We start from the raw sequence: 12,937 nt of genomic DNA on the forward strand, positions 1-12,937 counted from the left end.
TTTCGACCGGCGCGTTCCTGACTATGAGGGCGCCATGACCCAATCTGCCGACCGCCCCCGTATCCGCCTGAAACCCAAAGCCAATGCGCGCGGCCTGCGTCATGGCTTCCCCTGGGTCTATGCCAATGACATCGTCACCGACCGCCGTACCCGTAAAATCCCTGCCGGTGCACTGGCCGTGCTTGAGGATGAAAAACGCGCGCCCATCGCGCTGGTGGCGGTCAATCCTGAATCCAAGATCATGTGCCGGGTGCTGGACCGTGATATTGACGCGCAGCTTGACGCCGCGTGGTTCGAAACCCGCCTGCGGCGCGCCCTCGAGATGCGCGAAAGCCTGTTTGACGCGCCGTATTACCGCCTGATCCATGCCGAGGCGGATGGCTTTCCCGGCGTGATCATCGACCGCTTCGGTGACGCCTGCGTTATCCAGCCGAACGCGGCCTGGGTCGAGGCACATCTGGACCTGCTGACAGACGCTCTGGTCAAGGTGACAGGCGTGTCCACGGTTCTAAAGAACGCCTCGGGCCGTACACGTGGGCTTGAGGGGCTGGACGACGTCAACCAAACCCTGCGCGGCACCGCACCCGATGCACCGCTGCCGGTGCCGATGAATGGCGCGACCTACATGGCCGATCTGACCGGCGGGCAGAAAACCGGCCTGTTCTATGACCAGCGTCCCAATCATGCCTTCGCTGCGCGGCTTGTTCATCCCGGAGCGCAGGTTCTGGATGTTTTCAGCCATGTGGGCGGCTTTGGTCTCGCCATGCTGGCAGGCGGTGCAGGGCAGGCGCTGTCTGTTGATGGCTCTGCCGCCGCACTGGAGTTGGCGGCAAAGGGCGCCGAGGCTTCGGGCCTTGCTGACAAGTTCCAAACCCGGCAGGGCGACGCGTTCGACGTGTTGACCCAATTGGGGGAAGAGGGCGCGCAGTTTGACGTCGTGATCTGCGACCCGCCCGCTTTTGCGCCGTCGAAACAAGCGCTGGATGCAGGGCTGCGCGCCTATGAGCGGATCGCCCGACTGGCCGCACCTCTGGTCAAATCCGGTGGTTATCTGGGACTGTGCTCATGTTCACACGCCGCTGATCTGGGGCGATTCCGCGATGCCTCATCCCGCGGGATCGGTCGGGCCGGACGGCAGGCACAACTGATCCACACCGGGTTTGCGGGCCCGGATCACCCGCAATTGCCGCAACTGGCGGAAAGCGGTTACCTCAAAGCGGTGTTCTATCGCCTATGAAAGCCGTGCTCGACACCTGCGTGATCTACCCCACGGTGATGCGCGAGATGCTTTTGGGCGCGGCGCGTATGGGTCATTTCACCCCGATCTGGTCTGCACGCATCCTCGAGGAATGGGCCCGCGCCGCCCGCAAACTTGGCCCAACGGGTGAGGCACAAGCCCGTGCCGAAATCGCACTGACACAAGCCAATTGGCCCGATGCCGAGCGTGCGGTTAACGAGGGACTGCAAAACCGCCTTTGGCTGCCTGATGCTGCTGACATTCATGTATTGGCCACCGCAATTGCTGCGTCTGCCGATGTAATCGTGACGGTGAATGCGAAGGATTTCCCCAGAAATATCCTGTCCGAAGAGGGGCTTGAACGGCGTGACCCAGACAGTCTGCTTCACGGTTTTTGGCAGGCAGACGCAATTGGGATGAACGCACTCGCGGCTCAGGTCCTTGCCGAGGCTAACCGTCTTTCAGGTGATCAATGGACCTTGCGCGCATTGATGAAAAAAGCCCGCCTTCCCCGATTGGGCAAAGCCCTCACCACGTAAACGCGATCCTGCTTCATCTGGCTAAAAATACCTCGGAGAGCGCGAGAGGCTGGCCTCTCGCCGCGCACCCTCAGCCACGTTCCCAACGTTGTTCAAGAGCTTCCAACGCTGCAATCCGCTCGTCCGTCTTGGGGTGGCTCATCAACCACGCCGGAACGACACCGGCGCGTTGCTGCGTCAGGTCCTCCAACTTGTGGAACAGTGATTTCTGCGGGCCAATTCCGATCCCGGCCTTGGTCAACAAAGCTGCGGCGTATTCGTCGGCCTCATACTCATCCCCTCGTGACAGGCGCGAGGCCAAAAGGGCGGTTAAAGCATTGGCAATCATCGCACCGATGAACGGGATGAACCGGTTCAGGACCAGTATCAACGCCGTCCGCATCGCGTTCTGACCGGAAAAATCAATCATCCGCCGCCGGGCGTGCCCCAGCGCCACATGCCCCAACTCATGCGCGATGACACTGGCCATTTCCTCGGCTGAAACTTCGCCATTGCGAAACTTGCGATAGAACCCCCGCGTAATGAAAATCCGCCCGTCTGGGGCGGCCAACCCATTCACCGGGTCGATCTCATAAATATAAACCGGTACCCGATCGATCCCCAAAGCAGCGGCCAGCCGGTCCGTCATACGCTTCAACGCGGGGTCGGCCAGTTCGGTCGACTTTGCGTCCAGCTCTCGGTGGGTGCGCCAGACGGATATCCGGTACATCGCAAGGCCGTACAAAACGGCCAGAAGGATCGGGGTGAGCTTGATCATAGCCCAGATATGGGGCAGCAGCGAAGGGCTGGCAAGAGGGACGCATGGGTACCATGCAGAACCGTTACGACTGCGGCAACAGCCGTTGAGTGCGCAAATAACAGCGCCGAGAAGAACCCCGCAGGAGATGTCATAGCAACAAGTAACTCGAGCCAGATGAGAAATTTGCGAATTTGCAGTATAATCCATCCGATTTTGCCGGAGGAAGTGCTGTGTCTGACCCCTATGCCGATCTCGCATCTCAGGATGAAGACCTTCAGAAACGTATCGCCGACGCGATAGATATCCGAAGCCAGGATGCCGCGCAGATTGCGATCAGGCAGGCCTATCTTGCGGATATTAAGTTGCCCCCCAACGCCGCGGCTGTCGAATTGGGGTCCGGGACGGGATATGTCACACGGGACCTGATCGACATGGCCGGAGCCGAAACAGCACTGGGTGTGGAACCCTCACCTGTAATGGTGGCCCGTGCCAACGCGCATTTTGCGGGCGAGCCAAACATGAGCTTTGTAGTTGGTGACGCAAGGCAAACCGGCCTACCGGATAGCAAGTTCGATATTGTGTTGATGCACACGTTGCTGTGCCATGTCCCCGAACCGGAGAAAGCCATTCACGAGGCTCATCGGATTTTGAAACCCGGCGGCATATTGGCGATTTGTGATGGAGACTACAGCACCGCAACCGCTCAGATCGCCGATTTCGATCCGCTGGATCAGCTTGTGCGTTTCATGATCAACCAGAACGTCACCAACCTTTGGATCATGCGTCAGATATCAGGTCTGCTGACCGAAAACGGCTTTGCATTGGGTGCACGTAAAGGCCACGGTTATGTTGCTGAAGGGCAGGCCGAGTACTTTCTGACCGTCATAGATCGGGGCGCGGATCGCTTGGTGGAAGAAGGCATTCTGCAGCCCGGCACCGGGGAGGCCCTGAAGCAAGAGGCCCGCGACCGCGTCGCGCAAGATACGTTCTTTGGCTACATGTCCTACGTCAGTCAAATCGCCTACAAGAAATAGACATCTGACCGATCTTGGTTTCACGCTCTACCGCGTAAGCTCCCTCATGCCCTGTTCCAGGCCGGCCAGTGTCATGGGCACCATGCGATCCTCGAAAATCTCTCGGATCATCCCAATGGAATGGGTGTATTCCCAATATTTCTCGGGCACGGGATTGATCCAAAGGTTGGATGCCCACTGTTCACGCGCCCGTTGCAGCCAGACTTGTCCGGCTTCTTGATTCCAGTGTTCGTTGGCACCGCCGGGATAGGCGATTTCATACGGGCTCATCGAGGCGTCGCCGACGAAGATGCATTTGTAGTCACCGCCATAGGTGCGCAGCACTTCGTGCGTGGGGGTCTGTTGATCCCAGCGACGGCGATTGTCGCGCCAAACACCTTCATAAAGGCAATTGTGGAAGTAGTAATATTCCAGATGCTTAAACTCGGTTCGGGCGGCGGAAAACAGTTCTTCGACCACCTTAATGTGCGGGTCCATTGATCCGCCCACGTCCAGAAACAGCAGCACCTTGACCGCGTTGTGACGCTCGGGGCGGGTCTTGACGTCCAGATAGCCATGTTCAGCTGTGGCGCGGATCGTGCCTTCCAGATCCAGCTCTTCAGCCGCGCCTTCACGGGCCCAGCGGCGCAACCGTTTCAAGGCGACCTTGATGTTGCGTGTGCCCAGTTCAACTGTGTCGTCTAAGTTTTTGAATTCCCGCTTGTCCCAGACTTTGACAGCACGCTGATGGCGGCTTTCCTTCTGACCGATGCGGACGCCTTCGGGGTTATACCCGTAGGCCCCAAACGGAGAAGTTCCGGCCGTACCAATCCACTTGTTTCCCCCCTGATGGCGGCCCTGTTGTTCCTTCAGACGCTCACGCAGGGTTTCCATCAGCTTATCAAACCCGCCAAGCGCTTCGATCTCGGCTTTTTCCTCATCCGACAGGTGCTTTTCGGCCATCTTGGCCAGCCAGTCGCCAGGGATATCCACGGCTTCCAGAACCTGATCGAAACTGATCTCATTCAGCCCTTCGAAGCTGGCAGCAAAAGCGCGGTCAAACTTGTCGATGTTGCGTTCGTCTTTCACCATCGACACACGCGCGAGGTAATAAAACGCTTCGACATCATAAGTGGCGAGACCCTTTTTCATGCCCTCCAGAAAAATCAGGTATTCTCGGAGCGAGACCGGAATTCCAGCTTTGCGGAGGTTTTCGAAGAAGGGCAGAAACATCGCGCTATACCACCAAGCGGACCAGAACGAGCGATATTATTAACCCGACCAGCGCAAACGCGATCCCGTAGCCTGCCGCATATTGCGCCATGTCGGCCCCGTTGCCATTGCGTTTCTTCGCGGTCAAAGCGCCCAGGATTGCCCCCAGGATCGCCATTCCCAAAACTACCACCATATGCGTTTCACCCGTCTGTCGTGCTGCTGGAACTCCGCTGGCCTGCACTTTCAATCAAAGATTGGGCCACCAGTTCCGAGCCGAACCCGTATCGCGCCCAACCAATGCTGTCCAGCCTGACCGAACGGGCCTGTTGAAGCTGTCCGGACTGTTTCAAAGCTTCGGACTTCAACAGAAGCAACGTAGCTAAAATCGAGGCGTTTTCGGCGCGGGTCATCACGTCAATGGCGTTGTTCAGTTCAGGCAAGACGCGGGGCCCCTGGTTTTGAGCCAAAGCAAATGCAGCGGTCTGAGTGGTCACATAGGCCTGGTGAACTTCGGTTCCAGGCGTTGCCTTCAGAAACTGCTGAGCAATCTGGAACTGGCGCAGCGCTTCGTTCGGATTTCGGAACTGCTCCATCCGACCCATCAGGTAGTGGGGGTAAGCGCGGCGGTGGTCCGTCCATCCCAGTCGCTGACCGATGCTTGCTGCTTTTCTGGCTGCCCGCATTTGCCGGGGCGAACCGGGCCCACGCCCCAGCGATTTCTGGATGGCGTCGATCCATTCACGTGGAGTTTCGGTTGCAGGTTGCGCAGCCAGCCGATTGCCGCGCGGATTCAGGCGGCTCAGCACTCCGGGGATCACGGCGGCAACTTCTTCGCGGCTCATGCCCGTGCGCAGTTCGGGCGCATAAGCGGCACGCAGGATCAACATGTCAAACCCGGTCAGAACGGTGTGGATGTTGTCGTCGTTGAACACAGAATCCGGCAGGTGATAGAGGTCATTCAACGGCCCAAGGGCCTGGGCCAGCTCTTCATGCAGGCAGTCCCGAATTTCTTGTGGGCTGACATCATAAGGGATAAAAATGCCAAGCCGTTCGCGTTGGCGCAGTTCGGTCCAACTGCTTTTCGCCTTGCGGCGGTCACGGCGGTATTCGTCCAAGCTTGAGGCGTTTGGAACCACGAAACAGGCTGCATTGGGCAGAATGCGCAGGATGTCTTCCTGGCTGACTGCCTCGATTGTGATATTGGCCTGACCCTCGCGGATCTGCCGGATATTGATCCCGGCTTCGCGTTTCAGGCGGTTCAGCAGCCGTGTCAGATCCTGCTGCATGCTGGCGGTGGGTGAACCTGTCAGCCTTACTGTGACGGGCGTTTCAAACCGGGTGAACACGGGCAGCGCGGCCCCGCTTTCCAACGCGAAATGCAATGATACAAAGTCTTCGGCGATGTTCTTGTTGGATCGGGCAGGTGGCCAGGGCCGCGGAGCACCAAAGGTCTTGGTCGGAGGCAATGTCGCCTCAACCGAGCGAACCTCGTCTGACACCGGAACCGTCTGAATGGTTTCTACAGTTGTACAGCCCGCCGCAAACAACGCCAGAACAAGAGCGGACCAACGCCTCATGTGCGGGAATACTTGATAAATGGCGTGACCGTTCCAATGCGGTCATAAAGCTGGCGCGCGGTTTTGTTGAACTCCTGTGTCAGCCAATAGACAGACGGGGCACCTTGTCGGTCAGCCTCGTCATACACCGCCTGGATCAACGCACGGCCCACGCCTGTTCCACGGGCTTCGGGGCGGGCGAACAGGTCTTGCAGATAGCAGACCTTTTCCACTTTCCATGCGTGGCTGTGAAACAGGTAATGCGTCAACCCGACCAGATTGCCATCCTGCTCGGCGACAAAACATGAAAAATCCTGCGGGTCATCACCCAACAGTCTTGAGAACGTTGTCTCGTACACCTCTGTAGGCAGCGTAGTTTCATAAAACGTCAGATAGTCCCGCCACATGTCAGCCCACTGATCCTTGTCTTCGGCTTGAAGTGGGCGGATTTTCAATGTGTTCGCCAAGCGATCTATCCAATTCTGTGAGGTTGAGCCTGTCACTTTTGCGATGCTGACAGCCGGGGTGCAGCAACGCAAGCCAAGATCACCAAATGTTCAGGTTTCAGCTACCGTTTGCCGCGTGCCATGAAGGCCAGGCGTTCGAACAAATGCACATCCTGCTCATTTTTAAGCAACGCTCCGTGCAATTTGGGCAGGGCGCTGGCCCCGTCGCGCTTGAGGTCTTCGGCGCTCAGGTCTTCGGCCAGCAACAGCTTCAGCCAGTCCAGAACTTCTGAGGTTGAAGGTTTTTTCTTCAAACCCTGTGTCTCACGGATTTCATAGAACTGGGTCAGCGCCGTGGTCAAAAGCGCGTCTTTGATGCCGGGGTGGTGAACTTCGACGATACGGCGCATCGTGGCCTCGTCGGGGAAGCGGATATAATGAAAGAAGCAACGGCGCAGAAAGGCGTCAGGCAGCTCTTTTTCGTTGTTCGAGGTAATGATGACGATGGGGCGGTTCTTGGCGCGGATTGTTTCTCCGGTCTCGTAAACATGGAACTCCATTTTATCGAGTTCCTGCAAAAGATCGTTGGGAAATTCGATATCCGCCTTGTCGATCTCATCGATCAGCAGAACAACCTTTTCGTCGGCGTCGAATGCCTGCCACAACTTACCCTTGCGGATATAGTTGGTCACATCATGCACGCGCTCTTCACCCAACTGACTGTCGCGCAGGCGGCTGACCGCATCATATTCATACAGGCCCTGTTGCGCGCGCGTGGTGGATTTCACGTTCCACTCGATCATCCGCAGGCCCAACGCGCCGGCCACCTGTTTGGCCAACTCAGTCTTGCCAGTGCCGGGTTCCCCTTTGACCAGCAGAGGGCGTTCGAGTGTGACGGCTGCGTTCACGGCAATGGTCAGATCGTCTGTGGCGACATATTCGGCTGTACCTTTAAAACGTGCTGTCATGGGCCTCTCATGTGGTTATGCGACGTGGTCGGGCAAACTGTGTTTTCCGGGTTACAGAGCGGCAAGGTTTTTGACAACCCGCGTCCCTGCGTTGAACAACGGGATTTTTACTGCATCTCCAAGCCCTTTTGCTTGATTCGCGTGCAGTCGACGTTAAGGCGTTAAGTTAGCCGCCCCAAAAAAGCCTGCTGAATTTCATAGAAAAACAAGGTTTTCTTGATGTTTGTCTCGTATTTAGACAAATCCGCTTGGGCGAATGTGGATGCAACGTTTGTGTAGTGACATTCCACGGCCCGTCGGCTAAACGCTGCGCAGAAGGGAGAGCCAAATGTCAGGTGAAACAACCGCGACCGACGTTTCTGGCCATACCGAGGGAGCAAATATGAAGCAGGAAGTTTTTCTGCCGGAGGACTACCGTCCGGCCGAAGATGAACCTTTCATGAATGATCGTCAGCTTGAGTATTTTCGGCGCAAGCTGCTGGATTGGAAGACAGAACTATTGGCAGGCAGCCGCGACACGATCGAAGGGCTGCAGGACAACACCCGCAACATTCCGGACGTCGCAGATCGCGCCAGCGAGGAAACCGACCGTGCGCTGGAACTGCGTACACGGGATCGTCAGCGCAAGCTGGTCGCCAAGATCAACTCGGCCCTGCGCCGGATCGACGAAGGGGAATACGGGTATTGCGAAAAGACCGGCGACCCGATCTCGCTGAAACGTCTGGACGCGCGTCCCATTGCCACCATGACGCTTGAGGCACAAGAACGCCACGAGCGCCGCGAAAAGGTCCACCGCGACGATTGATCGCCGGTTTGGGGTTAAAAACTTAAGCGCCGGGGCCTGTGGCTCCGGCGTTTTTGCGTTAAGGCGGGGGCATGAATATCCATGGTTTGAGATTCTGCGTGATTGGTGGCGGCATCGGTGGTCTGGCCACCGCGCTAGCGCTACAAGTCAGGGGCGCACAGGTCACTGTGCTTGAACAGGCTGCCGAACTGACCGAAGTCGGAGCAGGTCTGCAAATCAGCGCCAACGGCATGGCTGTGCTGAGGGCTCTTGGCGTTGCAGAGGGCAGGCCTGCTTTAGGGCAAAAATCGTTTGGCACAGTTCTGCGTGATTATAGGAAAGGGCGGGTGATCAGCCGCGTACCCAGTCCCGCCGCAGGATCAACATATTACTACCACCGCGCTGACCTGCTTGATTTACTGCACAAGGCCGCGTTGCGCGCCGGAGTGGAACTGCGTCTAGGATCGTGCGTCACCGAAGTGCGCAAACACCCCGGAGAGGCCGAGATCGTTCTGGAAGGCGGCGAAAGGCTGCGGGCCGAATGTGCCGTTGCAGCAGACGGCGGACGCAGTGTGATCCGGCCGATCCTCAACGGGCCCGAAACACCAGCCTTCACCCATCAAGTCGCATGGCGGGCCACGATTCCATGGAACCGTCCCGAGCAGATGCCGCGCGCTGCGCTGACAATTGGCCCCGGACGTCACGTGGTGACGTATCCTTTACGCGACCAAAGCCAGATGAACATCGTAGCGATCGAAGAACGGTCAGACTGGCATGAGGAAGGCTGGCGTCTGGAGGGCGATCCAGTTGATCTGCGTGCACGCTTCGCGGACTTTGGCGGGGAAGTGGGCGATATTTTGGCGCAAGTCCAGAATGTCAACATTTGGGCTTTGTTCCTGCGCCCGGTTGCCGAGAAATGGCAGAACGGTCGCCTTGCCCTGCTGGGGGATGCGGCACATCCGACGTTGCCCTTCATGGCGCAAGGAGCTTGCTTGGCACTGGAGGATGCGTGGTGTCTTGCACGTGCCTGCGAGGCCCAGTCGGGTGTCGCACAGGCGTTGGCTGCATACGAAAACGCGCGCAAAGCACGCGCGCGAAAAGTCGTTGCTGCAGCGGGATCAAACGCGCGGAACTTTCATCTCAGAGGCCCAATGCGCCTGGCTGCACAGGCCGCTTTGATGGCGCTTGGTCCAAGGCTCACGCAACGATACGAGTGGATTTACAGCTACGATCCGACGGCCTGAGGGACTACAGGTCCAAATCAACCCAGACCGGCACGTGATCCGAAGGCTTTTCGTGTCCACGGATTTCAAAGTCGATCCGGCAATCGCGCATCAGATCCGCAGCCTGAGGGGTCAACAGGAAATGGTCGATCCGAATGCCGTCATTTCGGTTCCAGGCACCGGCCTGATAATCCCAGAATGAATAATGCCCGGGGCCTTGGGTCGTGGCCCGGAATGCCTCGGTAAACCCAAGGTTCAGGATCTTGCGAAATGCCGCACGGCTTTCGGGGCGGAACAGGGCGTCCTCCCGCCATGCCTCAGGACGTTTGGCATCTTCGGCCTGCGGGATGATATTGTAGTCACCCGCCATCAGGGCTGGCTCTTCACTGTCCAGCAGGTCACGCGCGCGTTGATACAGTCGTTCCATCCACGCCAGCTTGTAATCATATTTCGGGCCGGGCACGGGATTGCCATTGGGCAGGTACAGGCCGCAGAGCCGCAGCGCTTTTTTTCCGACAACAGTGGCTTCGATCCAGCGAGCTTGCTCGTCTTCTTCGTCACCCGGCAGACCGCGCGAGACATCTTCCAATGGCAGTTTCGACAGGATGGCCACTCCATTGAAACTCTTTTGCCCGTGGGTTTCCACGTTATATCCACGCTCTTCAAACATTTCGCGTGGGAAGTTCTCGTCGATGGACTTGATTTCTTGCAAAAGAACGACGTCGGGTTGCGCGTCATCCAGCCAACGGGGAAGGGCTTCGGCCCGCGCTTTGATGCCGTTGATGTTGAATGTGGCGATTTTCATGCGCGATCCTCCGAAGCCTTTGGCAACCTATCGCTCAGAATGAACCCAGCGGCAAGGTGGTGGGCGAGTTTGGGAGGCTCTGCCTCGCGCTCCGAGGTATTTTTAGCCAGATGAAGAAACGGATCCTTAACCTATTCACTCGATGGTTTTGAGGCGGTACAGGCGGAGGCGCCAATGACCGCGCCAGGTGAAGCTCTCTGATCGTTGGGTCAGAGAGCGGATCCCTGCTTCATCTGGCCAGAAATACCTTGGGGGTGTGGGGGCAAAGCCCCCACCGGGTTCACATCGAAAAAGACGTGCCGCATCCACAGGAAGAGGTTGCGTTGGGATTGTCGATCACAAAACGCGCGCCGATCAGCTCTTGGGTGAAGTCGATGACCGCATTTTCCAGGAAAGGCAGCGAGATCGCATCAACAATGACTTTCTGACCATTGCCTTCAAGGATCAGGTCATCCTCTTTAGGGGTGTCCAGCGCGATTTCGTATTGAAAGCCCGAGCAACCGCCGCCTTCCACTGCAACACGCAGAGCCTGGCCCTGATCCGCCGCGCCAATTTCGGCCAGACGTTCAAAAGCGCGTTCAGTGACTGTAGGGGGCAGATTCATGCCGCTCTCCAAAGGTTTATTTCCTTAGCATCCTACAATATATGGAACTCGAGGACAGGCGACAAGGACTAGACCTTTGGTCAGAGCGAGTTTTGCCTCGGATCCGGACCGCGCAAGAGGGCGGCTGGTGCCAGAGGAAGAGAGCAGCTTCCGGTCATGCTTTCAACGCGACCGGGACAGGATCATTCATGCCAGCGCATTTCGGCGGCTCAAGCACAAGACACAGGTCTTTGTCGAGCATGAGGGCGACAGCTATCGCACGCGCCTGACCCATTCCATAGAAGTGGCGCAGGTGGCGCGGACCATCGCCGGGGCGTTGGGTCTGAACCCAGAACTCACCGAGGCTGTGGCTTTGGCGCATGATCTGGGGCACACGCCTTTTGGTCATACAGGTGAAGACGCCTTGCACGTGTTGATGGAGCCGTACGGTGGTTTTGACCACAACGCGCAGGCCATTCGGATTGTGACGCGGTTAGAACGTCACTACGCCGAGTTCGACGGCTGCAACCTGACATGGGAATGTCTGGAAGGGATCGCCAAACATAACGGCCCGGTTGTGGGTGATTTGCCCTGGGCATTGGCCGAATGCAATCATGGCTTTGACCTTGAACTCCACACCCATGCCAGCGCCGAGGCGCAGGTGGCAGCGCTGTCTGACGACATCGCGTACAACAATCATGACTTGCTGGATGGGCTACGGGCAGGGTTGTTCAAAGACGATGATCTACGCGACATGCCCATTGTTGGGCAGTGCTATGCGGAAGTGGACGCAAAGTACCCAAACCTTGACCCGTATCGGCGTCGTCACGAAGCGCTGCGGCGTGTGTTTGGCGTTATGGTGTCTGACGTTATCAACACGTCCCGTGACCTGATTGAAAACTCGGGGGCGCAGTCTGTCGAGGTTATCCGACATCTTGGCTATCCGGTCATACAGTTTTCAGACGGGGTTTGGGCGCAACTTCGCGAAATCAGGGCGTTTCTGTTTACCCGGATGTATCGTGCCCCAAGTGTCATGAAGGTCCGGGCCGAAGTCGCAACGATTGTAGAGGACCTGTTCCCCATTTATCTGAATGATCCGAAACAGATGCCTGCGCGCTGGCACAATGACATTGAAGCTGCCAAGGATGAGACCGCCTTGGCGCGTATTGTTTCGGACTACATTGCGGGTATGACCGACCGGTTTGCTCTGCAGGATCACGCCCGGCTGACGGGCTGATCACTCTACAGCGATGTAAGCTATGGCCCAGACTTGCTGCCCCGCTTGTTCCGCCGATTGGTCAGCGTCGTCTGTTGGCGGGAATACGATCATCGTGGGGCCGTACCCTCCGATCCCCATGGGTGAACCATCGGCGTGCGTAGCGATGATTGGTTTATGGGTGGTGATGCTGTCCCACGCGATTTCGGCCTGATACCCGTCCAAAGCCATCGGCAGCGCTGATTTACCTTCGGCACCAGCCATGATCATGACTTCAGAAAGAAGGGGGCCTGAGAACGTATAATCTCGTTGATTGCCCGGAGGGCCGTAAGGGATGGTGATTTCAATCTGTTGCAGCGTATCCAGCATGGCCCCATCAAATCCGGCAGCGCCGTCATGTGTGACTTCGAGGTATCCCAGCAAGCCGCCGTCATTCTCACCGCGTGCTGGCAGGTTTGTTTCGCTGACAGCGCCGCCCAGCGTCAGCAACACATGGCCTTGCGGCTGGGGCAGATCGGCCAGAGCGGGAATAGCTGTCGTTAGAAGCAAGGCAAAAGGCAAGGCACGGCGCATGTGTGTCTCCGGTCGTTGTGATCAGGCCGAGAGTAGCGAG

General features: G+C 57.6%; 15 protein-coding genes. 6 read left to right on the top strand and 9 right to left on the bottom strand.

Annotated elements, in window-relative coordinates; all coding sequences use genetic code 11:
- Positions 1–34: 34 nt before the first annotated feature.
- Both ACXADZ_RS07075 and ACXADZ_RS07080 read left to right on the top strand, forming a co-directional pair.
- A complete protein-coding gene (locus ACXADZ_RS07075; RefSeq protein WP_475194254.1) occupies positions 35–1,237 on the top strand; it encodes an RSP_2647 family RNA methyltransferase in 1,203 nt (400 codons plus the stop codon).
- The gene (locus ACXADZ_RS07080; RefSeq protein WP_171090580.1) at positions 1,234–1,776 is read left to right on the top strand and encodes an RSP_2648 family PIN domain-containing protein; all 543 of its coding nucleotides are present in this window, start codon (positions 1,234–1,236) and stop codon (positions 1,774–1,776) included. Before ACXADZ_RS07075 ends, ACXADZ_RS07080 begins: the two co-directional genes overlap by 4 nt.
- Positions 1,777–1,846: 70 nt before the next feature.
- Here ACXADZ_RS07080 and ACXADZ_RS07085 read toward each other — a convergent pair whose 3' ends face one another.
- Positions 1,847–2,533: a M48 family metallopeptidase gene (locus tag ACXADZ_RS07085; protein WP_475194263.1), complete on the bottom strand. Its 687-nt coding sequence runs from the start codon at positions 2,531–2,533 to the stop codon at positions 1,847–1,849.
- A 212-nt stretch (positions 2,534–2,745) separates the two neighbouring features.
- On the opposite strand from ACXADZ_RS07085, the gene ACXADZ_RS07090 reads away from it, so the two are divergent.
- Complete coding sequence (locus ACXADZ_RS07090) at positions 2,746–3,549, top strand: class I SAM-dependent methyltransferase (protein WP_475194269.1); 804 nt, start codon at positions 2,746–2,748, stop codon at positions 3,547–3,549.
- 27 nt (positions 3,550–3,576) lie between these two features.
- On the opposite strand, the gene ACXADZ_RS07095 is transcribed toward ACXADZ_RS07090, so the two are convergent.
- From ACXADZ_RS07095 to ACXADZ_RS07115, 5 genes are all read right to left on the bottom strand, one after another.
- Positions 3,577–4,761, bottom strand: coding sequence for a vWA domain-containing protein (locus tag ACXADZ_RS07095; protein ID WP_475194273.1), 1,185 nt, complete (start codon positions 4,759–4,761; stop codon positions 3,577–3,579).
- A gap of 4 nt (positions 4,762–4,765) precedes the next feature.
- The gene (locus ACXADZ_RS07100) at positions 4,766–4,936 is read right to left on the bottom strand and encodes a hypothetical protein (protein ID WP_171090573.1); all 171 of its coding nucleotides are present in this window, start codon (positions 4,934–4,936) and stop codon (positions 4,766–4,768) included.
- Between the two features lie 7 nt (positions 4,937–4,943).
- Entirely contained in the window at positions 4,944–6,320 is a 1,377-nt protein-coding gene (locus tag ACXADZ_RS07105; protein WP_475194277.1) for a DUF2927 domain-containing protein, read from the bottom strand.
- Entirely contained in the window at positions 6,317–6,766 is a 450-nt protein-coding gene (locus tag ACXADZ_RS07110; RefSeq protein WP_475194280.1) for an N-acetyltransferase family protein, read from the bottom strand. The genes ACXADZ_RS07105 and ACXADZ_RS07110 overlap by 4 nt, the downstream gene beginning before the upstream one ends.
- 101 nt (positions 6,767–6,867) lie before the next feature.
- Positions 6,868–7,713, bottom strand: coding sequence for an AAA family ATPase (locus tag ACXADZ_RS07115; protein ID WP_475194283.1), 846 nt, complete (start codon positions 7,711–7,713; stop codon positions 6,868–6,870).
- A 382-nt stretch (positions 7,714–8,095) separates the two neighbouring features.
- Between ACXADZ_RS07115 and dksA the strand changes: the two genes are divergently transcribed.
- Positions 8,096–8,518: an RNA polymerase-binding protein DksA gene (gene dksA / locus ACXADZ_RS07120; protein ID WP_475198517.1), complete on the top strand. Its 423-nt coding sequence runs from the start codon at positions 8,096–8,098 to the stop codon at positions 8,516–8,518.
- A gap of 71 nt (positions 8,519–8,589) precedes the next feature.
- Positions 8,590–9,741, top strand: coding sequence for an FAD-dependent monooxygenase (locus tag ACXADZ_RS07125; RefSeq protein WP_475194285.1), 1,152 nt, complete (start codon positions 8,590–8,592; stop codon positions 9,739–9,741).
- 4 nt (positions 9,742–9,745) lie between these two features.
- Here the strand turns inward: ACXADZ_RS07125 and xth are convergent, their stop codons facing one another.
- The gene (gene xth, locus ACXADZ_RS07130) at positions 9,746–10,525 is read right to left on the bottom strand and encodes an exodeoxyribonuclease III (RefSeq protein WP_171668417.1); all 780 of its coding nucleotides are present in this window, start codon (positions 10,523–10,525) and stop codon (positions 9,746–9,748) included.
- A 280-nt stretch (positions 10,526–10,805) separates the two neighbouring features.
- A complete protein-coding gene (locus ACXADZ_RS07135) occupies positions 10,806–11,129 on the bottom strand; it encodes a HesB/IscA family protein (protein WP_171090564.1) in 324 nt (107 codons plus the stop codon).
- A 76-nt stretch (positions 11,130–11,205) separates the two neighbouring features.
- On the opposite strand from ACXADZ_RS07135, the gene ACXADZ_RS07140 reads away from it, so the two are divergent.
- Positions 11,206–12,345 (top strand): deoxyguanosinetriphosphate triphosphohydrolase, encoded by a 1,140-nt coding sequence (locus ACXADZ_RS07140; RefSeq protein WP_171668416.1) that lies wholly within the window; start codon positions 11,206–11,208, stop codon positions 12,343–12,345.
- Here the strand turns inward: ACXADZ_RS07140 and ACXADZ_RS07145 are convergent, their stop codons facing one another.
- Complete coding sequence (locus ACXADZ_RS07145; RefSeq protein WP_475194292.1) at positions 12,346–12,897, bottom strand: putative pterin-binding protein; 552 nt, start codon at positions 12,895–12,897, stop codon at positions 12,346–12,348.
- Between the last annotated feature and the right edge of the window lie 40 nt (positions 12,898–12,937).

It is taken from the genome of Ruegeria sp. ABM4_193, assembly GCF_056158705.1.

What these genes read in the sequence shown, in the direction of transcription:
- ACXADZ_RS07080 (WP_171090580.1), top strand. Translation starts at nt 1,234, where the DNA reads ATGAAAGCCGTGCTCGACACCTGCGTGATCTACCCCACGGTGATGCGC.
- ACXADZ_RS07075 (WP_475194254.1), top strand. Translation starts at nt 35, where the DNA reads ATGACCCAATCTGCCGACCGCCCCCGTATCCGCCTGAAACCCAAAGCC.
- ACXADZ_RS07125 (WP_475194285.1), top strand. Translation starts at nt 8,590, where the DNA reads ATGAATATCCATGGTTTGAGATTCTGCGTGATTGGTGGCGGCATCGGT.
- ACXADZ_RS07085 (WP_475194263.1), bottom strand. Translation starts at nt 2,533, where the DNA reads ATGATCAAGCTCACCCCGATCCTTCTGGCCGTTTTGTACGGCCTTGCG.
- ACXADZ_RS07095 (WP_475194273.1), bottom strand. Translation starts at nt 4,761, where the DNA reads ATGTTTCTGCCCTTCTTCGAAAACCTCCGCAAAGCTGGAATTCCGGTC.
- dksA (WP_475198517.1), top strand. Translation starts at nt 8,096, where the DNA reads ATGAAGCAGGAAGTTTTTCTGCCGGAGGACTACCGTCCGGCCGAAGAT.
- ACXADZ_RS07100 (WP_171090573.1), bottom strand. Translation starts at nt 4,936, where the DNA reads ATGGTGGTAGTTTTGGGAATGGCGATCCTGGGGGCAATCCTGGGCGCT.
- ACXADZ_RS07145 (WP_475194292.1), bottom strand. Translation starts at nt 12,897, where the DNA reads ATGCGCCGTGCCTTGCCTTTTGCCTTGCTTCTAACGACAGCTATTCCC.
- ACXADZ_RS07135 (WP_171090564.1), bottom strand. Translation starts at nt 11,129, where the DNA reads ATGAATCTGCCCCCTACAGTCACTGAACGCGCTTTTGAACGTCTGGCC.
- ACXADZ_RS07105 (WP_475194277.1), bottom strand. Translation starts at nt 6,320, where the DNA reads ATGAGGCGTTGGTCCGCTCTTGTTCTGGCGTTGTTTGCGGCGGGCTGT.
- xth (WP_171668417.1), bottom strand. Translation starts at nt 10,525, where the DNA reads ATGAAAATCGCCACATTCAACATCAACGGCATCAAAGCGCGGGCCGAA.
- ACXADZ_RS07115 (WP_475194283.1), bottom strand. Translation starts at nt 7,713, where the DNA reads ATGACAGCACGTTTTAAAGGTACAGCCGAATATGTCGCCACAGACGAT.